Source organism: Mesorhizobium sp. M1322 (assembly GCF_040318085.1).
In the GTDB taxonomy this organism is placed as follows: domain Bacteria; phylum Pseudomonadota; class Alphaproteobacteria; order Rhizobiales; family Rhizobiaceae; genus Mesorhizobium.
Genome location: NZ_JAMYLP010000001.1, coordinates 148299 through 167620 on the forward strand (window position 1 = coordinate 148299; position 19322 = coordinate 167620).

Sequence of the window (19322 nt, forward strand, 5' to 3'; positions counted from 1 at the left end):
TCTGGCCGGAGCTTTTCCGGCTACCGGCTCGGGCGCGGATCGGCGAGCGCCGCCTGCGCCATATCACGCACCTGACTTTCCATCAGCCTTGCCGCTTCCTTGCGGTTGGAGCCCTTGGAAAAGGCAATCGGCTCGCCGAAATGCACTTCGACATCGAGCCCGCCCTCTGCCATCAGAACCTTGAGATGCGGCATCAAATCCTCGTCACCGATCCAGGCGGCAATCGGCCGGTGCCTGCGGCCGAGCGGCACGCCGTGCAGGCGCGTGTAGACGATCGCCACCGGCTGAATGAAGACCTTTTCGGCCGCCCCTTCCGAAATCGCCATCGAGGCGGCCCCGAACAGCGTGCTCTTGAACGGCAAGATCATGTTGCCATCGCTAGTCGAACCTTCGGCAAACAGCACCATGGCGTCGCCCTTGGCCATGCGGCTGGCGATCTCGCTCGCCTGGTCGCCCGACGAACGCTTGCGCTCGCGCTCGATGAAGACGGTGCGCTGCAGCTTTGACAACATGCCGATCAATGGCCAGCCGGCCATGTCAGCCCTGGCGATGAACGTCACATCGACCATCGACCCCAGCACCATGATGTCGGTCCAGGAGATGTGGTTCGATGCGATCAATAGAGGACGCTGGCTGGACAGGGACCCCTTGACATGGATACGCATGCCCAGCGCCCGGATGATGAGCCGGTGCCAGATCTTCAGGATGAAAGTCTCGCGCCAGAGCCCGGTCTTCATCGACAGGATCTGCAACGGCACGAGGATCAACGATCCTACGACAACCAGGCCCAGTGCCAGGAAAATCCTGATTTTTCCGATCATACGCTCTTGGCCCTGCCCATAGTTCTGGCTAGAGCGACGCGTCCAATTGGACGCACAAAGTACGCTCTAACACTTTTGAATCTACGCATCGTGCTTTCCGAAAATCGGTTCCGATTTTCGGGCCGATGCGCTAGCGAAGATCGCGGCGCATAACAAGCGCTCCGGTCGGGCCGTGCTCGGGCGATCTGTAATAGTTGGCACGTTTGCCGACCTCGCGGAATCCCAGCCGCCGGTAGAGCGCGATCGCGGCGACGTTGGTCTCGTCGACTTCGAGAAAAAGCGCCTCGGCGCGCTGCGCATGCAGTTCGCGCAGCACCGCGTCCATCAATTGCCAGCCGAGCCCCTGGCGGCGATGGGAGCGCGCCACCGCGACAGTCAGGATCTCGCCTTCGCCGGCAGCCAGGCGCGCCAGCACGAAGCCGACCGGCGGCTTGGCACCCTGTCCGGTCTCGCGCGCGGCATAGCCGAACACCGTGTCCTGCTCGAGCAGTGCGGCGAATTCGTCATCGCTCCACGGCCGGACGAAATCCTCGCGATGCAGCACCGACAAGGCCGCGCTGTCGGCAATCGTCAGCGGCTCGAGCGCAAAGTCCCTGCGGCGCGGCTGGAGGAAAGGAATGCGCATCAGTTTTTTTGCCTTGCGAGAATAAACCCGGCCTGCGGTTTTGCGTCGGCGCCGCGCAGATAGAGCGGTTTCGGCTTTTCGCCTTCGCCTTTGATCGCGGCCAGCCGAGCATAGAGAGCGATGTCGGCCGTGGCACTTGTCGGGCCGATGTCGAGCGCGCGCCCGGCCGACGCGGCGATTTGCGTGGCCGCCGTGCCGGCAAGAACCGGAGAACTATCCGCCACCATGGCGACGGCTTGCGAAAGCGTGATCACGGCCGGACCATAGCGCAGAACCGACACTTCGTCATAAAGCGCGGCGTGGATCTCCTCGCGCCCGGCGTCGAGCGTGGCCAGCGCGGCGCGGCCGGGAAATGTCTCGTTCGCTTGCGCCGCCAGCGCTTCCAGCGTCGTCACCCCGACTGCCGGGATTTTCAGCGCCAGCGCCAGGCCCCGCGCCGCCGAGACGCCGACGCGCAGTCCGGTGAAGGAGCCCGGGCCGGTGGAGACCGCGATGGCGCCGAGGCCGGCATAGTCGGCGCCGCCGGTCTTCAACGCCTCTTCGATCACGGCCATCAAATGCTCGGCATGGCCCTTTCCGAGATCGAGCACCGAACGGCCAAGCTCCTTCCCGGCCGCCGCGTCGTAGACACAGGCGGCGCAGAGATTGGCGGCACAGTCGATGGCAAGCAACTTCATGAGGCGGCCGGTTGGAGCACCCGCTTGGGCACAGGGATTCGAAAAACAATTTCCCTGTGCCTGCCATGGCTCATCCCCGCAAGGGGATAATGCACAAATCGCTTGGCGGCTTCGCTTCGCCCCCTCGCCTGAAGGCGGTAACGTCTGGCGAACGCAACCGTCGGTGAACCGGTGCCGGAAGCACTTATCCGACCTGTTCGATGCGCAGCATGTGATTGTCCCAGACATAGTCCGGTTCGGACCGTGTCGCGCCGCCCGCTTCGAGGATTTCTCCGGTGCCGGTCGTCGCCATGAAGCTCGTCCCGTCGGGCGCCACGCCGCAGACCTCGGCCAATGCATTGGTGGCGACGATCCGGCCGCTGGCCGCATCGATCACCGCAAGCGAGTTGCCTTCCGGCGAGGACACCGCGACGGTGCCTGCGGCGGGGTTGGCGGCGACCGAGCCGATATAGTTCCTGAAGCCGGAGAGCACGTCTTGCGGCATGTCAAGCAGTTGCAATTCCTTGCCGCGCGCGGCGCGGCCGACCAGCAGCGGACGATCGGTGCCCGGCCCTCTGTACTGGCAGCCGAACCAGACCGTGCCGGACCGGTCGAGATCCATGTGACGGATCGAAAGCTGGTGCAGCCCCGGCGGCAGTTCGTGCTTTTCGACGAGATCGCCGGTAAGGCGGTCGACCAGAACATAGGATGGCTTCATCGTCGCGATGTTGAGCTCGGCGCGGCCATAATCCGGATGCGTCTCGATGCCGCCATTGGCGACGGCAATCGTCCTGCCGTCGCCCAGCAGCAGGAGCTCGTGCGAACCCATGCCGTAGGTCGGGAACTCACCGATGCGCTTGAATTTCGCACGCGCGTCATAGACGCCGACCACGCCGGCGGCATTGTCGAAATCGTTCTCGGTGGCGTAGAGCAGCGCACCGTCGGCCGAAAACACACCGTGGCCGAAGAAATGCCGGCCACTGACGCTGGCAATGGTCAGCGGCATGTCGCGGCCGGTGTGGTCGAACACAACCGCGAACGTGCCGGGCTGCCTGGCAAAGACCACGGAGCGCTGCGACACCGGATCGAAGGTGACGTCGTGACCGCGAGCGGGCAGGTCGATAGCATGCAGCACCTTGCCGGCCTCGGACAGGATCGCCGCGCCATAGCTGCCGTCGCGCTTGACGAACGCCGTGGCGAAGACCGCGTCCGTGCTAAGCGTCCTTGCCCATGCCGAAGGCGCCATCGCGGCAACAAAGCCAACGCCTGCGCTTCTGAGAAAATCACGACGATCGATAAAAGGAGTTTTCAAGAGACGGTCCTCTCGGACACGGTCTCATTCCTCGACACGGTGATTTTGACAGATCGGACGGCTTCTTGGCGCCCAGCATCCATCGATCGTTTGAATGGATCATCGCAGGCGTTCGGGATTGGCCGAAGCCTCCCCAACTTCGTCATCCTTGGGCGGAGCAGGAGCGAAGCTCCGTCGCGGAGACCCAAGGATCCATGCCGTAATCTCAGCCGAAGAGTACGGCGGAGCAGAATTCTGCACCTAAGCAACGCTCTGAGGTCACGGCATGGATCCTGGGGTCTGCGCCGCGTCACTGCGCTCCTTGCTCCGCCCCAGGATGACGAAGCGATGGGCGTTTCGGCCAATCTCCAAAGTGTGCGATCCGTCAACGCAAGCGCGTCCGGCCTGTCAAAACTTCCTCGCCGAGTAACTCGCCCCAAAAGTCGACGCCGTTTCGAGATCATGCTCAGTCTCCGTCGAGCGAAGAGAAACCGGCGGTCAGGCCGAATTCGGCCGTCAGCCTAGTGCCGATCAGGGTCGACAGGCTGGATGTCACCAACGAGAAATGGTCGAGCTTCTGGCGCAGGGCCGGATCCGCAAGCGCCTCGTCGATCGGACCTCTGATGGCCGTGGCGTCGGCGGCCCCGTTGACAAGCTGGATGTGGATCGATTCCGCCATCCAGCGCGCGTCGGGCGACAGCGCGTCGCCAAGCTGCGAGGCTTGGAACAGCGCGTCCATGCCTGCAAGATTTCCGGTCAGCGAACGCGCGGTGTTTTGTGAGCGCCAGTAGATCGCCTGTTTCGGCTTGTCGGCCTGCGGGCTACTGCCCAGAAAACCTTTCAGGCGCACGTCACGGACCATTTCCAGTTCGTTGATGAAGACGCCGACCAGTTCGGTCACCGCTTCGGTGCCGTCGCGGTAGAGCGCGTTTTGCGGGCCCGGATTGGCCCAGAGTGCTGCAAAGCCGTCGGGCCTGTTCCAGGCGTCGCTGACATCGGCGGCAATCGTCTTGATGTTGCCGGCGACGGCGGCGCCGTAAGCGCAACGATAGGGATCGTCCTTTCCGGCGAGCCGCTCGGCGCCATCGCCGTAGAGCACGAATTCCAGCGCGCCGAGCCCTTGCATGGCGACGCTCTTTGTCGCCAGCTGGGCCGGATCGGCGGCGGTCTGATCTTTACTGGCCAGCGCCGCCTGCACCTGCCTCAGGCCGATGCTCTTGCGGTCCGGCCAGAACAGCATGCGCTCCAGCCGGTTGTTCTCGGTTATCGGTCCGATACGGATGATTTCCACGACCGACCAGGCATCCACGGTGCCGGAGAATTCGGTGCGCGCCGCATCGAGATGGTCCTGCGAGGGGGCGTCGCAAAGCGTGCGCAATGCCTTGATCAGGCTGTCAGCATGGTCATGCAGGCGCGCATAGGCCCGGCGGACAAAGCCGTCGATCGCTCGCTGGAGCACGTCGGAAGCCTTCACCGCTGCGGACGCCGGCAATCCGCCGGCGAGGACCAGCGGGAGAACCAGGACAAACGCCAGACGCTTCGACATCACAACGACTCCAGGAATTTGACCAGTGCGGCGCGATCGGGCGCGTTGGCGGCGGCAAAGCGGTCGCGCGCCTTCTGCCCCTCGCCGCCATGCCACAGGATCGCCTCGCTCAGGGTGCGCGCGCGCCCGTCATGCAGGAAGAAGCTGTTGCCGTTGACGGTCTGGGTAAGGCCTATGCCCCACAGCGGCGGCGTGCGCCACTCGCTGCCGGTAGCCTCGCCCACCGCTTGCCCGTCGGCGAGACCCGGCCCCATGTCGTGCAGCAGAAAATCGGAATAGGGCCAGATCAACTGGAAGGCCTGCGCCTTGTTTGGCGTGTCGCGACGGGTGACGAATTTCGGCGTATGGCAGGAAATGCAGCCCATGTCGTAGAACAGCTTCTTGCCGGCGAGCACATCGGGCTTGTCGAGATCGCGCCGCGCCGGCACGGCGAGGTTTTGCGAATAGAAGGTGACGAGATCCACGACCGGCGGCGGCGCCTCAACCGGGCCAAGGCGCTCCTGGACGCCGTTCGGCATGTCAAGACATGCCTTTTCGGCTGCGCTGCAATCGCCCCAGTGGCTCGGCACTTCCGGCGTCGAAATGCCGATGTCGCCGGCGAATGCGTCCGCCGCTTGCTGTCGGATCGATGGCGTCTGCGCCTTCCAGCCGAAGCGGCCGAGCGTCAGTTCGCCGCTCTGGCCATCGCGCACGAAGTTGGGCTTGCCGGAGATGCCGTCACTGTTCCGATCGTCCGGATCGGCATGGGCGAGAATGTCCGCCGGCGCGATCTGCTCGACCAGGCCGAGGCCGATCATCGGCGGCGTCAAGCGCGGCGAAAGCATGGTGTGCGGATCGAGCGGCCCATTGGCAAGGTGGTCGACCGAATAGCTCGGCTTGCGCAGCCAAACCACGGTGCCGTCCGGTAGCGTGACTTTCTGCTCCTGATAGTCGACACGCTTCCTGCCTTCGCCCCGAAGGCCCGGAACGGCCAATTCCTGCAATTGCGAGCCGTAGACCGGATCGGGGAAGTTGAGCACCTTGCGGGCGGCCAGGGCTGCTTTCTCCTCCTCGGTGCTCGCCTGCCGCGCCAGCCGCAGGAACATCGAGGTGGTACCGCTGTTGCCTTCCGGCGGACGACCGCGACCGTCCTTCAGATGGCAATTCTGGCACGCCCGCTCATTGAACAGCGGCCCAAGCCCGTCCGATGCCTGCGTCGATGAGGGCGACGACACCCAGTTCTTGCGAAAAAGGGCATTGCCGAGCTTGAAGGTGCCTTCTTCCTCGAAGGTGATATTGGCGGAAGATTGCGAGAAAGCGTCCTTGTTAGCATCTTTCCGTGACGTGCTGGCGCCGCCCTGCATCGGCTCGAACTGCTCGGGCTTGGAAAAATCTTTGGTCGGCTCCGTGATGGCGATGACGCGCGCCAGATCCTTCGGCGTCAGATCGGTACGGCTGGTGGCGAGGCCCGCCGGTTCGGAAGCGCCGGCCAGCGCCGAGGCCGTAAGTGGGACCACTACGGCAAGCGAAAGCCCGCGAAGCCAGCTGTTTCGCGGGTTTTGCTGGGACGGCAGGCCGTAGTCCTCGGCCCGCCGCAAGCGGCGCAAGAAATCTAAGGGGCGCCGCATTCCCGCATGTCCCTAATCCGCCTCGTCGGCCGATGCCGCGTTGAGCTGGCCATATTTTTCCTCGCCGATCGAGGCGAGCAGGTCGAGTTGCGTCTCGAGGAAGTCGATGTGACCTTCCTCGTCGGACAGCAAATCCTCAAACAGCTTCATCGTCACGTAGTCGCCTGCTTCTTCGCAAATCTCGCGCGAACGCTTGTAGGCGGTGCGCGCGTCGTATTCGCCGGCAAGATCGGATTCGAGCACTTCCTTGACATTCTGGCCGATGCGCAGCGGCGCTACCGACTGCAGGTTCGGATGGCCTTCAAGGAAGATGATGCGCGCCACGAGCCGGTCGGCATGGTGCATCTCCTCGATCGATTCAGCGCGTTCCTTCTTCGCCAGCTTGGCGTAGCCCCAGTCTTCCAGCAGCCGGAAATGCACCCAGTACTGATTGACCGCTCCAAGTTCCAGAAATAGAGCCTCGTTAAGCCGCTCTATGATCTGCTGTTCGCCTTTCATGGGTTCTGCTCCCGTATTGGACGCGCAGGCCTCTGACGCGATCCAGGTGTGAAACGACATCCACACCGCTCGCCTCCGAGCGGGCGTGGTAATTTTCGGTTACCCGAATGATCGTTTCGACCACATTTGGGAAGCAGCCGCAACAGCGACCACGCTTCTGCATGGCATGATAGATCTTCGCCGGCACGATGAGCTGCCAAGGATCCTGATCCAGCAGCCCGACGATCGTCTGCTCAATCTCCTTCTCGGTGATGATGTTGCAATGGCAGATCAGCATTATTTGCTCTGTTTGGCTGACGGCGCTTGCTCGGCGCCCGTGTGGGTTATTTTCTCAATCGAGCCGAAAACCGGTTTCCACTTTTCTTTTACGCGGACCTTCGGTTCGGGATCGTGCTCAAGGTTCTTGACGCCTTACTGAAACACCTTGTCTGGCGCATCAAGGCTGTCCGAGCCCTCGAAGGCGATGGCATTGAGTTTCAGGGTGCCGACGGCGCGTTCGATCGACTTGGTCTGGTCGACCAGGGCATCGATCGCCGCCTGCACGGTGGCGTTGCCTTCCGTGTTGCCTTCGCCGATCTGCTGGTCATAGGCCTCGCCGCCAAGCGCCCGCGCCTTGATGGCTTCCATCTTGGCAACGGTGACCTCGAGCTTGTCCGACAGTTCCTTGTCGATCGCCGGATCGGCCTCCTTGACCATGCCTGATACCGAGGGACCTTCGACGACGGTGCCATCGAGGCGCGTGTAGCTGCCCTGATAGGCGGCGCGAATGCCGACGGCATCGTAGAGATGGGAATCGTAGGTGTTGTCGGAGAAGCAGTCATGCTCCTCTTCCGGATCGTGCAGCAGCAGGCCGAGCTTCATGCGCTCGCCGGCGAGTTCGCCATAGGACAGCGAGCCCATGCCGGTGAGGATGGTCGAGATGCCTGTCTTCGGCTCGCCATCGAGAAGGTTCTTGCGGGCGGCGCCGCCCTCCTTCCACTCGTTGACCATGTTCTGCAGATCGGAAACCAGAAGGTCGCTGGCCGACTTCAGGTACTGCGCGCGACGATCGCAATTGCCGCCGGTGCAGTTGGCGAGATCGTAGTCCGTATAGGGCCGTTCGCCGGCGCCCGGGCCGGTGCCGTGCAGGTCCTGGCCCCACAGCAGGAATTCGATAGCGTGATAGCCGGTCGCCACATTGGCCTCGATGCCGCCGGCCTCCTGCAACGTGCCGGAGAGGAACTCCGGAGTAAGATTGGTGGCGTCGATCTTCTTGCCGTCGATCTCGATCGACTTGTTGGCGATCACATTGGCGGTGTAGAGCGCATTCGAGTCCGACTCGGTGCCGTAGCCGGCGGCGACATAGTCGATCAGGCCTTCGTCCAGCGGCCAGGCATTCACCTTGCCTTCCCAGTCGTCGACGATGGCGTTGCCGAAGCGGTAGACTTCGGTCTGCTGATAGGGAACACGCGACGCCTTCCAAGCCGCGCGGGCAGCAGTCAGCGTTTCCACCGAAGGCTTGGCGAGCAGCGCGTCGACGGCCTTGTCGAGCGCCTGAGCCGTGGTCAGCGAATCCTCATATTTGGCGAGCGCAATGTCGGAATAGGTCTTGATGACCGTTTTGGCATCGGTTTCCGCCTTGGCCGGCAGCACGAATATCGCCGCCGTCAATGCCGCGGTGGCGCCGATCGCGGCGAGCCTGCCATATCGTGCCGTGATCATCGCTCTCATGATTGTCATCTCCTCGGAATTCAGTGAAATGCCGGCGCCAAAGGCGCGTCGGCAGGCAATCGGCGCCAAGGCAAGCCCATGCCATTGGGCGAGAAACAGGCCGCGGCATAGCGCGGTTTGCGGAAAAAAGACATCGAAATGCCTCCAATCGAAAGGGTTCAAGGCCCAGACATCAAAGGGAGCGCTTGACGCGCAAGCTTCCATAAAGCGATGAAGGCGCCGGAAGTCAATCAATTTCAGAGAGAAAAGCCAATCGAAACAACAGTTTAGAATTATTCTAACTGCAAGTGTCAACTTTAGCCGCATTTTGTAGTGTCGTCGTTAAACAGCACTATTGACGGACCGCCATTCCGGGTGCGACCCGCAAAGGCGGTCTTGCGGCGGCGTCAGACAATCGCCACTTGGCCAGACGTCCTAGACTTGGATTAAGGAATTGGGGCTGCGATGAAAAACGGTGTGGTCATTGTCGGTGCGGGTCATGCGGGCGTGCAAGCGGCCGCCAGTCTGCGCGAGGACGGTTACGACGGACCCGTGATCCTCGTCAGCGACGAGAACGAACTGCCCTACCACAAGCCGCCGCTGTCGAAGACCTTCATCAAGGAGCAAGAGGCCAAACCGCAGCCGCTGCGCGGCGAGGCCTTCTATACCGGCAGCGCGATCGATTACCGGCCGGGCATCAGGGTCGACCGAATCGATGCCGGAGGCCGCAGGCTGGAGATAGCAGGTGGCGGCGTGCTGCCTTTCGATCGGCTCATCCTGGCGACCGGTTCGCGGCCGCGCATCCTGCCGCTGCCCGGTTCGGAGCTTTCAGGCGTGGTGTCGCTGCGCTCGCTCGCCGATGCGCGGCTGATCCGCGAGTTGAGCGCGCAAAGCGAGGATGGCGTCATCCTTGGCGGCGGCTTCATCGGACTGGAAATCGCCGCGACGCTCACCGCGGCCGGCCGCAAGGTCACCGTGGTCGAGGCGGTCGACCGGCTGCTTGGCCGGGCGGTGGCGCCGGTCATCGCGCGCCATGTACGGCAGCGGCTGGAAGCGACCGGTGTGCGCATCCTCACCGGCACCACGATTGCGCGGCTTGAAGGCGAGAACGGCCGTGTCTCGGCGGCAATCACCGCATCCGGCGAGCGGCTACCGGCGCAGATGGTCATCATCGGCGTCGGCGTGGTGCCGAACGTCGAGCTGGCGCAAGCCGCAGGTATCACTGTCGCCAACGGCACCCGCGTCGACCAGCAGATGCGCACATCTGTGCCCGAAATCCTCGCCATCGGCGATGCCGCCTCCTACCGACACTGGCTCACCGGCAGCGATGTGCGGCTGGAATCGGTGCAGAATGCAACCGACCAGGCGCGTCTTGCCGCGCGCACCATCCTCGGCCATGCGGACGCCTTTGCGGCGGTGCCATGGTTCTGGTCTGATATCGGCGACATGAAGCTGCAGATGGTCGGCCTGATTTCGGGCGGCGACAGCCATGTCGTGCTCGGCGACGTCAACGAGAACAGATTCTCAATCTATCACTATGCGGCAAACCGGCTGCTCGGCATCGAATCGGTCAACCGGCCGGGCGACCATATGCTTGGCCGCAAGATGCTCGGCGTCGGCTTCTCGCCGACGCCGCAGACGGTTGCGACAGGACCGGACGGATTGAAGGCGGCGCTCGCCGCCTTCCAGCAGGAAGAGCCCGTCCGCGCCGCTGAATAAGGATATGTTGATATTCAGGTGATGCCGGCCTGCGAACGGCGGTTTCCTGCGCTGATTCTTCCCTTCTCCCCTTGTGGGAGAAGGTGGCCTCGCGAAGCGAGGTCGGATGAGGGGTGCTCCAGCTTGGCATCAACAGCACTCCGTCCAACACCCCTCTTCCGTCTCCGCGCTCCGCGCCGATCCACCTTCTCCCACAAGGGGAGAAGGCAAGCCGCAACCGCTCAGGTGGCGCGGACCTCGCGGATCGAGCTTTCCAGGATGTCGAGCGCTTCGTTCATGACGCCGTCCTGGATGGTGATCGGCGCCAGGAAGCGGATGACGTTGCCGTAGACGCCGCAGGTGAGCAGGATCAGGCCCTTATCGAGCGCCTTCAGCCGGACCGCATTGGCGATCTCGGCCGACGGCAAGCCCTTCTTCACGTCGTTGAACTCGACAGCGTTCATGAAGCCGGGGCCTCTGATATCGACGATCTCCGGCGTGTCGTCGCGGATCGATTGCAGCCGCTGCTTCAGCCTGTTGCCCAGTGTGTTGGCGCGGTCGCAGAGCTTTTCCTCGTCGATCACGTCGAGCACGGCGTGCGCCGCGGCAACGCCGATCGGGCTGCCGCCATAGGTGCCGCCCAGCCCGCCGGGATTGGGTGCATCCATGATTTCGGCGCGGCCGGTGACCGCCGACAGCGGAAAGCCGCCGGCCAGGCTCTTGGCCATGGTGGTGATGTCGGGCGCCACTTCGTGATGATCCATGGCGAACATCTTTCCGGTGCGGGCAAAGCCGGTCTGCACTTCGTCGGCGATCAACAGCATGCCGTGCTGGTCGCAGATCTTGCGCAGCGCCGTCATGAACTCGCGCGGCGCCTCGTAGAACCCGCCCTCGCCCTGCACCGGCTCGACGATGATGGCGGCGACGCGGGCCGGATCGACATCGGCCTTGAACAGCCGGTCGAGCGCGGCCAGCGAATCGGCGACCGAGATCCCGTGCAATGCCACCGGGAACGGCGCGTGGAAGACATCGGCCGGCATGGCGCCGAAGCCGACCTTATAGGGCACGACCTTGCCGGTCAGCGCCATGCCCATGAAGGTGCGGCCATGGAAGCCGCCGGCAAAGGCGATGACCGCCGGCCGGCCGGTGGCGTTGCGGGCGATCTTGATGGCGTTCTCCACGGCCTCGGCGCCGGTGGTGACGAAAATCGTCTTCTTGTCGAACTTGCCCGGCAGCATGCCGTTCAGCCGTTCGGCCAGCCTGACATAGCTCTCATAGGGCACCACCTGGTGGCAGGTGTGAGTGAAGCGGTCGAGCTGCGCCTTGACCGCCTCGATCACCTTGGGATGGCGGTGGCCGGTATTGACGACGGCGATGCCGGAGGAGAAGTCGATATAGCGGCGGCCTTCGACATCCCAGATTTCCGAGTTTTCGGCGCGGTCGGCATAGATCTGCGTGGTCATGCCGACCCCGCGCGAGATCGACTGGTTCTTGCGTTCGGAAATGGCTGAATTCTTCATGATGTCCCTCGCCGGGCCGGCGCCCCGTTCTCGTTTGGATGATTGCCGGGAATTGTTCTGATCTTATTTCACGTTTTCCTCAAGTTGGCACCGCCGCCAGGCGATTGGGCCTGCCGCCGTTAACGTCGTGTTCTTTCGCGCCCCCTCTGGCCTGCCGCCATCTCCCCCACGGGTGGGGAGATTGGCTGTCATTAATCGCTTCGCCAATCTCCAACGTCGCCGAAGGAAGCCGTCGACGAAGCTGCCGATCTCCCCCTTGTGGGGGAGATGGCCGGCAGGCCAGAGGGGGGCGCGAAGGAACGCGACGCGGGGGAATTGAAAGCAAGCCGCTCACGCAGTCCGCACAAACCCGTCGCTGGCCCGCAAAAGATTGCGTGTATAATCCCTGGTCACACGGCGCTCGACGAGATTACCCGCGGTGAGGTGCTCCACTGCTTCGCCGTTCTGCATCACCATCAGCCGCTCGCACATATGGGTGATGATGGCGAGGTCGTGGCTGACCATCAGGAAGGTCAGCTTGCGCCGCCGCCGGATCTCCTCCAGCAAATTAAGCACTTCGGCCTGCACCGAAGCGTCCAGCGCCGAGGTCGGCTCGTCGAGCAGCAGGATCGACGGTTCGAGGATCAGGGCGCGGGCAATTGCCACGCGCTGGCGCTGGCCGCCCGACAATTGATGCGAATAACGAAAGCGGAAGCCGGTCCCCAGGCCGACTTCGTCCAGCGCCCGCTGGATGCGCTTCTCGCCATCGGCAAAGCCGTGGATGGCGAGCGGCTCCTGCAGCAGGCGGTCGACGGTCTGGCGAGGATGCAGCGAGCCGTAAGGGTCCTGGAAGACCATCTGCACCTCGCGATAGAAAGCCTTGTCGCGGCGCGCGCCGAGTTTCTTGCCGTTGACGGTGATGCTGCCTGAAGCGGCCGGGGCGAGACCGGCGATCGCCCGCAGCAGCGTCGATTTGCCGGAGCCGGATTCGCCGACCAGGCCGAAGGATTCGCCCGATTGCACCTTGAGGCTGACACCCTTCAGCGCGCGAAAACGGTCGAAGATCACTTCCAGCCTGTCGACGGAAAGTGCCGCCGTCATGCCGCCCACTCCGGCTTGCGGTCGAGCACCAGTAGCGGGTGACGGTCGGCGCCGATCTTGGGCATGCAGTTGAGCAGGCCGCGCGTATAGGGATGCTGGGCGCGGCCGAGTTCCGAGGCCGCCAGCTGCTCGACGACCTTGCCGGCATACATGACGATCACCCGGTCGCAGAAGGAGGAAACCAGGCGCAGATCGTGCGAGATGAAGATCAGCCCCATGCCGCGCTCGCTGACCAGCCTGTCGAGGATGCCGAGCACGTCGAGTTGCACGGTGACGTCGAGCGCCGAGGTCGGCTCGTCGGCGATCATCATCTCCGGCCCGGCGATCAGCATCATGGCGATCATGGCGCGCTGGCCCATGCCGCCCGAAACCTCGTGTGGATGCAGGTCGAAGACACGGGCGGGATCGCGGATCTGCACCGCCTCCAGCATGGCGAGCGCGCGGTCGCGCGCTTCGGCCTTGCCGACCTTCTCATGCGTGCGCAGCGTCTCGACGATCTGGCGGCCAATGCTCATCACCGGGTCGAGCGAGTATTTCGGATCCTGCAGGATCATGGCGATACGCTTCCCGCGCAGGGCACGGCGGTCGCGGGGTGAGGCGGCGAGCAGGTCGATGCCGTCGAAAGCAAGTTTCCTGGCGGTGACCTCGGCCTGCGGCGGGGTCAGACCCATGATGGCGCGGCCGGTCTGCGACTTGCCGGAACCGCTCTCGCCGACGATGCCAAGCCGTTCGCGGCCGAGCGAGAAGGAAACGCCGCGCACCGCCTCGAGCCGGCCGGGGCGCGTCGGAAAGGTGACACGCAGATCGTCGACCTCCAGAAGCGTGCTCATTGGGTCGCCACTCATCGGTCGCCGCTCACTGGTCACCACTCCGGGGGTCGAGCGCGTCGCGCAGGCCGTCGCCGAGCAGGTTGAAGCCGAGGCTGACGAAGAGGATGGCAAAGCCCGGCGCACCGGCCACCCACCACTGATCGAGCACGAAGCGGCGGCCCGACGCGATCATCGCGCCCCATTCCGGCAGCGGCGGCTGCGCGCCGAGGCCGAGGAAGCCGAGACCGGCCGCGGTCAGGATGATACCGGCCATGTCGAGCGTCACCCTGACGATCAGCGACGAGATGCAGAGCGGCATGATGTGGCGCAGCACGATGCGGAACGGCGAGGCGCCCATCAATTGCACCGCCTTGATGTAATCCGAATTGCGCACGGTGAGCGTTTCGGCACGCGCAATACGCGCATAAGGCGGCCACGAGGTGATGGCGATGGCGAGCACCGCATTCTCGATGCCGGGGCCGAGTGCGGCGACAAAGGCGAGCGCCAGGATCAGCTTCGGAAAGGCGAGAAAGATGTCGGTGATGCGCATCAGGATCGCATCGATCCAGCCGCCGGCATAGCCGGCGACCGTGCCGACCAGCAGGCCGATAGGGGCGGCAATGACGGCGACGAGAATGACGACGTAGAGCGTCCATCGCGAGCCGAAGATGACGCGCGAAAGGATGTCGCGGCCGAGGTCGTCGGTGCCGAACCAATGCTCGGCACTCGGCGCCAGCAGGCGCGAACCCTTGAGGTCGCCGAATGTCGGCGAATAGGGCGCCAGCATATCGGCAAGGGCCGCGACCACCAGCAAAGCGATGATGATGAGCAGGCCGAGAAACGCCAGCCGGTTGGCGGAAAAGCGCCGCCACGCCACATAGGCGCGGCCGAGCCTAGCCTGCATGCGCGACGCCGGCCGCTCGCTGAGCAGCCAGTCGCGACGGCTTTGGATCGCCTCAGCGCTCATCTCACTTTGGTCCTCGGATCGAGCACTCGGTAGAGCAGGTCGGACAGGAGATTGATGCCGATGAAGACCGAGCCGATGATGATGGTGCCGCCGAGCACGGCGTTCATGTCGGCGTTCTGCAGGGAATTGGTGATGTAAAGGCCGATACCCGGCCATGAAAACACGGTCTCGGTCAGCACCGATCCTTCGAGCAGGCCGGCATAGGAAAGCGCAATCACGGTGACCATCGGCACCGCCGCGTTGCGCAGCGCGTGGCCCCAGATGATGCGTGTTTCCGACAGGCCCTTGGCGCGCGCTGCGACGATGTATTCCTGGGCAAGCTCGTTCAGCATGAACGAGCGAGTCATCCGGCTGACGTAGGCAAGCGAGAAATAGCCGAGCAACGAGGCCGGCAGGATGATGTGGCGAAAGGCATCGAGAAACACATCCCACTGCCGCTGCCACAGCGCATCCAGAAGATAGAAGCCGGTGATCGGCGTGAAGGTGTATTCGTAGACGATATCGAGGCGGCCGGGAAAAGCCACCCATTGCAGCTTGGCGTAGAACAGCACGAGCGCCAGCAGTCCCAGCCAGAAGATCGGCACGGAGTAGCCGACCAGGCCGATGATGCGCACGATCTGGTCGATGATGCTGCCGCGCCGGACCGCGGCCAGCACGCCGAGCGGCACACCAAGGAATGCACCGATCAGAGTTCCCAGCGTCGCCAGCTCGATCGTCGCCGGAAAGGCGCGGCGAATGTCGGTCATGACAGGATTGGTGGTCAGCACCGAGGTGCCGAAATTGCCGTTCAGGGCATTTTTCACATAGATGTAGAACTGCTCGATCAATGGCAGGTCGAGCCCCATCTCGCGGCGGGTGCGCTCGACGACATTGGCCGGCGCCCGGTCGCCGAGCACCGCCAGCACCGGGTCGATCGGGATCACCCGGCCGATGAAGAAGGTCACCGCGAGAAGACCGAGATAGGTGGTTATAGCGATGACCAGGAAACGGGCGATCGACGACGCGACTGCGACAGCACGGGCGCTGCCGCGCCCTGCCGTCACTTCGCTTTCAACAGTGCTCATGCGGCGCGTCCGCCGGCATCACTCCTTGGAGATCTGGCCGACGAAGTTGGTGTCGAAGCTCGGGCCGAGCGCAAAGCCTTTGAGGTTCTTGCGCAGGCCGGCCACTTCCAGCTGCTGGTGAACGATGATGAAAGGGCTGGTTTCGAGAATCTCCCTCTGCAGATCCTGGTACATTGCGGCGCGCTTGGCCGGATCTTTCTCGAGCAGGGCCGCTTCCGTCTGCTTGGTCAATTCCGGAATGTCCCAGGCGTTGCGCCAGGCCAGGGTCTTGGTCTTGCCTTCATCCGAATTGTCGGGGTTGCTGGCGAAGGTCTGGGCGTTGGAGTTCGGATCGAAATAATCCTGGCCCCACTGGCCGATATAGATGTCGTGGTTGCGGGCGCGGTATTTGGTCAGTGTCTGCTTGCCGTCGCCGGGAATGATCTCCAGCTTGACGCCGGCCTGGCCGAGCGTCTGCTGGAAAGATTCCGCCATGCCGGTCACCGGCTGGGTGTTGCGTACGTCCATGGTGACGCTGAAGCCGTCGGCCAAGCCGGCCTTGGCGAGCAGTTCCTTGGCCTTGGCGAGATCGAATTTGAACGGATTTTCGTCCAGCTCGCCGAGCACGCCTTTTGGCAGGAAGGTCTGGTGGATCTCGCCGATGCCCTTGAGGATCGTCGAGCTCAAGGCATCATAATCGACAAGATATTTGAAGGCCTGGCGAACCTCGGGCTTGGCGAGGTTCGGGTTCTTCTGATTGAGGCTGATGTAAAAGACCGTGCCCTTCGGCGCGCTGGTGGTGGTGAGATCGGCGTTCTTGGCGATGGCGTCGAGGTCGTTCGGCTCGAGGTTGCGGGCAACATCGATGTCGCCGGCCTCCAGCGCCAGGCGCTGGCCCGAACTTTCCTTCATGTTGCGGTAGATGACGCGGGCAAGCTTGGCCTTTTCGCCGTGATAATTGTCGTTGCGCTCCATGACGACGACCTCGTTGGCCCGCCATTCTCGCAGCTTGAAGGCGCCGGAGCCGGCATAGCCGGTCTTCAGCCAGGCGTTGCCGAAGTCATTGTCGTATTTGTAGTCGGCACTCGGCGTGACCGCGGCGACATGTTCCTTGACCAGCTTGGCGTCGACGACCGAGGCGACGGTTGCCGACAGGCAGTTCAGGACGAAGCTCGGCGCATAGGCCTTGTCGACGGTAAACTGGAACGTCGTGTCATCGATGGCCTTGGCCTTCTCAGTGACGTTGTCGCCGTTGATGCCGAACTGTCCGATGATGAACGCCGGGCTCTTGTCGAGCTTGATGGCGCGCTCGAACGAATAGGCGACGTCCGCCGCGGTGATCGGATTGCCCGAGGCGAACTTCAGGCCGGGCTTGAGCTTGAAGGTGTAGGTCAGCCCGTCGTCGGAGACGCTCCAGCTTTCGGCGAGATCGCCCTTGACCTTGGAGGTATCGCTGAGATCGAGGCGAACAAGAAGATCGTAGGTGTTGCCGGTGACCTCGGCGGTCGACAGCTCGAACGCTTCGCCCGGATCCATGGAGATGATGTCGTCGATCGCGAAACCCTCGACCAGCGTGTCGGCGGGCGTGACCGCAAAGGCAGGTGCGCCGGCCAGAAGCAGCGCGGACATGGCTGCGCCCGCGAGCAAGAAGCGGGAGCGTAGAGCAAACTTTTCCATCATCATTTTTAACTGTTCCCTGTTTTTGTTGACCTGAGTTCCCGGCTCAGGGTTGCAGCGTTCTTTTGCCACATCGGCCCGAAAATCGGAATCGATTTTCGGAAGGCACGATGTGTAGGTCAAAGTCTTAGAGCGTCCTTTGCGCGTCCAACGGACGCGCGGCGCTCTAACCGAACGATGGCCCCTGGACCGGTTGTCGGGGCAATTTTTGCCCAGTTCCGCCTCACCATATCCGGCGCTTTCAAGCACGGCAACGAGCATTTACAAGACTGTTGGTTGGGCCAGATCAGGCAGCCACCATGGCCGGGAGCGACGCCCGGAGTGCAGCTATTTCAACGCGGTGACCAGGTCGGCGTCGGGAAAACAGGTGGCGGCGCGACCTTTCCCGGCCTGCCACTTGCCGATCGAGCGGCGCGTCTTGAAACCGGGCAGGCCGTCGGCGCTGCCGACGTCGTAGCCCTCGGCCTCCAGCGCCCGCTGCAAGGCGGCGATGTCAGACCTGTGGAGCCCGCCGACCGCACCCCAACGCCCTGAAAAATTGCTGTCGCCATTCGCGATGCGGTCAGCGCCGTGGCCGATGAACAGGGCGTAGAGATCGCTGGTGTTGTATTGCTTCAGCACGTAGAAATTGGGCGTGACGATGAAGGCCGGACCGCTGCGGCCGGCTGGCATCAAAAGAAAGCCTTCGGCCTTCAACTCGCGCGCCGGAAACGGTCTTGCCGCGACGCGTTTGATGCCCATATCAGCCCACTCGGAAATCCTCTGGCCCTGGTCCGGACCTTCGAGCGAGCAGGAGACCGCTTCCGGCACCGTCACCTCGAAGCCCCAGCCGCGGTCTTTAATCCAGCCATAGTGGACGAGATAGTTGGCGATCGAGGCCAGCGTGTCCGGCACCGAGTTCCAGATGTCGACCCGACCGTCGCCATCGAAATCGACGGCATGGGTCAGGAACGAAGTCGGCATGAATTGCGGCTGGCCGAGCGCGCCTGCCCAGGACGACTTCATCGCGCCGACCGGGGCCAGCCCACGCTCGACGATCTCGAGTGCCGCCATAAGCTCGGTGCGGAAGAAATCCTTCCTGGTCGCCATGAACGCCTTGGTGCCCAGAACTTCGAAAGCATCGTAAGGCATTTTTGCCGCGCCAAAGCCGCTCTCGCGACCCCAGATCGCCAGCAGCACCTCGCCCGGCACGCCGTAGCGCTTCTCGATCGCGGCGATGGTCCTGGCATTGGCCGCCTTGCGCGTGCGGCCACCAGCGGTGACAGCGCGGACCGTTTTTTCGGCGAAATAGGCGCCGGGTGAACCGAACTCCGCCTGATGCTGCTTTTGCGGCGTCTTCGCCTTTTTGCCCGGCATCACGAGGTCGGGCAGTTTGAGGTTCGGTTTGACGCCATCGAAGGCGGCGTCGAAGGTTTTTCTGGAGATGCCCTTGGCGTTGGCCTCGGGCCAAAGATCGCTGTTGAGCCAGGCGCGGAACTGGTCGTCGATTTTTGCGGCGGAGGCGGGGGCGGCGAGGATGAGGGCAACGAGGGTTGCAAGAAAAATCGCCAATCCGCAAAGTCGACGTTCTGTCGCGCCCCCCTCTGTCCTGCCGGACATCTCCCCCACTTGGGGGGAGATTGGCAGCTTTGACGACGGCGCCTTTTCTCCAACGCTGGAGGTTGGCGAAAGCCGGCGTAACGGCCGATCTCCCCCCTTGTGAGGCCTTTGCACAGAATCGGATTGGTGATTCCGTTCGCAAGGAAGATAGGGAGATGATTCGGATGGTCGATCGTGTGCTTGGTCAACTGAGCCT

General features: G+C 63.3%; 17 protein-coding genes. 1 reads left to right on the forward strand and 16 read right to left on the reverse strand.

Annotation, left to right across the window (positions count from 1 at the left end; all coding sequences use genetic code 11):
- Positions 1–20 precede the first annotated feature (20 nt).
- The 9 genes from olsA to NKH12_RS00730 all read right to left on the reverse strand — a co-directional run bounded on the left by olsA (position 21) and on the right by NKH12_RS00730 (position 8745).
- A complete protein-coding gene (olsA, locus tag NKH12_RS00690) occupies positions 21–821 on the reverse strand; it encodes a lyso-ornithine lipid O-acyltransferase (protein ID WP_352951408.1) in 801 nt (266 codons plus the stop codon).
- Positions 822–951: 130 nt separating this feature from the next.
- Complete coding sequence (gene rimI / locus NKH12_RS00695) at positions 952–1446, reverse strand: ribosomal protein S18-alanine N-acetyltransferase (RefSeq protein WP_352951409.1); 495 nt, start codon at positions 1444–1446, stop codon at positions 952–954.
- A complete protein-coding gene (gene tsaB, locus NKH12_RS00700; RefSeq protein WP_352951410.1) occupies positions 1446–2123 on the reverse strand; it encodes a tRNA (adenosine(37)-N6)-threonylcarbamoyltransferase complex dimerization subunit type 1 TsaB in 678 nt (225 codons plus the stop codon). The genes rimI and tsaB overlap by 1 nt, the downstream gene beginning before the upstream one ends.
- Before the next feature lie 184 nt (positions 2124–2307).
- Positions 2308–3414: a DUF1513 domain-containing protein gene (locus NKH12_RS00705; RefSeq protein WP_352951411.1), complete on the reverse strand. Its 1107-nt coding sequence runs from the start codon at positions 3412–3414 to the stop codon at positions 2308–2310.
- Between the two features lie 445 nt (positions 3415–3859).
- Positions 3860–4939, reverse strand: coding sequence for an imelysin family protein (locus NKH12_RS00710; protein ID WP_352951412.1), 1080 nt, complete (start codon positions 4937–4939; stop codon positions 3860–3862).
- Entirely contained in the window at positions 4939–6546 is a 1608-nt protein-coding gene (locus NKH12_RS00715; RefSeq protein WP_352951413.1) for a di-heme oxidoreductase family protein, read from the reverse strand. Before NKH12_RS00715 ends, NKH12_RS00710 begins: the two co-directional genes overlap by 1 nt.
- A gap of 12 nt (positions 6547–6558) precedes the next feature.
- Positions 6559–7044, reverse strand: coding sequence for a bacterioferritin (gene bfr / locus NKH12_RS00720; protein ID WP_077377191.1), 486 nt, complete (start codon positions 7042–7044; stop codon positions 6559–6561).
- Positions 7010–7321 carry a (2Fe-2S)-binding protein gene (locus tag NKH12_RS00725; protein WP_065005901.1) on the reverse strand — a complete coding sequence of 104 codons (312 nt, stop codon included), beginning with the start codon at positions 7319–7321 and terminating at the stop codon, positions 7010–7012. The genes bfr and NKH12_RS00725 overlap by 35 nt, the downstream gene beginning before the upstream one ends.
- A 134-nt stretch (positions 7322–7455) precedes the next feature.
- Positions 7456–8745 carry an imelysin family protein gene (locus NKH12_RS00730; protein ID WP_352951433.1) on the reverse strand — a complete coding sequence of 430 codons (1290 nt, stop codon included), beginning with the start codon at positions 8743–8745 and terminating at the stop codon, positions 7456–7458.
- A 453-nt stretch (positions 8746–9198) separates the two neighbouring features.
- Here NKH12_RS00730 and NKH12_RS00735 point away from each other — a divergent pair, with 453 nt between their 5' ends.
- Positions 9199–10452: an NAD(P)/FAD-dependent oxidoreductase gene (locus NKH12_RS00735; protein ID WP_352951414.1), complete on the forward strand. Its 1254-nt coding sequence runs from the start codon at positions 9199–9201 to the stop codon at positions 10450–10452.
- A gap of 221 nt (positions 10453–10673) precedes the next feature.
- On the opposite strand, the gene NKH12_RS00740 is transcribed toward NKH12_RS00735, so the two are convergent.
- The 7 genes from NKH12_RS00740 to NKH12_RS00770 form a co-directional block, all read right to left on the reverse strand.
- A complete protein-coding gene (locus tag NKH12_RS00740) occupies positions 10674–11951 on the reverse strand; it encodes a 4-aminobutyrate--2-oxoglutarate transaminase (protein WP_352951415.1) in 1278 nt (425 codons plus the stop codon).
- 330 nt (positions 11952–12281) lie between these two features.
- The gene (locus NKH12_RS00745) at positions 12282–13031 is read right to left on the reverse strand and encodes an ABC transporter ATP-binding protein (RefSeq protein ID WP_352951416.1); all 750 of its coding nucleotides are present in this window, start codon (positions 13029–13031) and stop codon (positions 12282–12284) included.
- A complete protein-coding gene (locus tag NKH12_RS00750; RefSeq protein ID WP_352951417.1) occupies positions 13028–13861 on the reverse strand; it encodes an ABC transporter ATP-binding protein in 834 nt (277 codons plus the stop codon). Before NKH12_RS00750 ends, NKH12_RS00745 begins: the two co-directional genes overlap by 4 nt.
- 25 nt (positions 13862–13886) lie before the next feature.
- Complete coding sequence (nikC, locus tag NKH12_RS00755) at positions 13887–14807, reverse strand: nickel transporter permease (RefSeq protein WP_352951418.1); 921 nt, start codon at positions 14805–14807, stop codon at positions 13887–13889.
- Positions 14804–15871 (reverse strand): ABC transporter permease, encoded by a 1068-nt coding sequence (locus tag NKH12_RS00760; RefSeq protein WP_352951419.1) that lies wholly within the window; start codon positions 15869–15871, stop codon positions 14804–14806. Before NKH12_RS00760 ends, nikC begins: the two co-directional genes overlap by 4 nt.
- A gap of 18 nt (positions 15872–15889) precedes the next feature.
- The gene (locus tag NKH12_RS00765) at positions 15890–17533 is read right to left on the reverse strand and encodes an ABC transporter substrate-binding protein (RefSeq protein WP_352951420.1); all 1644 of its coding nucleotides are present in this window, start codon (positions 17531–17533) and stop codon (positions 15890–15892) included.
- Between the two features lie 321 nt (positions 17534–17854).
- Positions 17855–19126, reverse strand: a complete 1272-nt coding sequence (locus tag NKH12_RS00770; protein ID WP_352951421.1) for a lytic murein transglycosylase — start codon at positions 19124–19126, stop codon at positions 17855–17857.
- Positions 19127–19322 lie beyond the last annotated feature (196 nt).

Coding starts and splice junctions, on each gene's coding strand:
- NKH12_RS00740 (WP_352951415.1), bottom strand. CDS start 11,951: ATGAAGAATTCAGCCATTTCCGAACGCAAGAACCAGTCGATCTCGCGC.
- NKH12_RS00760 (WP_352951419.1), bottom strand. CDS start 15,871: ATGAGCACTGTTGAAAGCGAAGTGACGGCAGGGCGCGGCAGCGCCCGT.
- NKH12_RS00765 (WP_352951420.1), bottom strand. CDS start 17,533: ATGATGATGGAAAAGTTTGCTCTACGCTCCCGCTTCTTGCTCGCGGGC.
- NKH12_RS00745 (WP_352951416.1), bottom strand. CDS start 13,031: ATGACGGCGGCACTTTCCGTCGACAGGCTGGAAGTGATCTTCGACCGT.
- NKH12_RS00725 (WP_065005901.1), bottom strand. CDS start 7,321: ATGCTGATCTGCCATTGCAACATCATCACCGAGAAGGAGATTGAGCAG.
- NKH12_RS00730 (WP_352951433.1), bottom strand. CDS start 8,745: ATGATCACGGCACGATATGGCAGGCTCGCCGCGATCGGCGCCACCGCG.
- tsaB (WP_352951410.1), bottom strand. CDS start 2,123: ATGAAGTTGCTTGCCATCGACTGTGCCGCCAATCTCTGCGCCGCCTGT.
- bfr (WP_077377191.1), bottom strand. CDS start 7,044: ATGAAAGGCGAACAGCAGATCATAGAGCGGCTTAACGAGGCTCTATTT.
- NKH12_RS00715 (WP_352951413.1), bottom strand. CDS start 6,546: ATGCGGCGCCCCTTAGATTTCTTGCGCCGCTTGCGGCGGGCCGAGGAC.
- rimI (WP_352951409.1), bottom strand. CDS start 1,446: ATGCGCATTCCTTTCCTCCAGCCGCGCCGCAGGGACTTTGCGCTCGAG.
- NKH12_RS00770 (WP_352951421.1), bottom strand. CDS start 19,126: ATGTCCGGCAGGACAGAGGGGGGCGCGACAGAACGTCGACTTTGCGGA.
- nikC (WP_352951418.1), bottom strand. CDS start 14,807: ATGAGCGCTGAGGCGATCCAAAGCCGTCGCGACTGGCTGCTCAGCGAG.
- olsA (WP_352951408.1), bottom strand. CDS start 821: ATGATCGGAAAAATCAGGATTTTCCTGGCACTGGGCCTGGTTGTCGTA.
- NKH12_RS00710 (WP_352951412.1), bottom strand. CDS start 4,939: ATGTCGAAGCGTCTGGCGTTTGTCCTGGTTCTCCCGCTGGTCCTCGCC.
- NKH12_RS00735 (WP_352951414.1), top strand. CDS start 9,199: ATGAAAAACGGTGTGGTCATTGTCGGTGCGGGTCATGCGGGCGTGCAA.
- NKH12_RS00750 (WP_352951417.1), bottom strand. CDS start 13,861: ATGAGCACGCTTCTGGAGGTCGACGATCTGCGTGTCACCTTTCCGACG.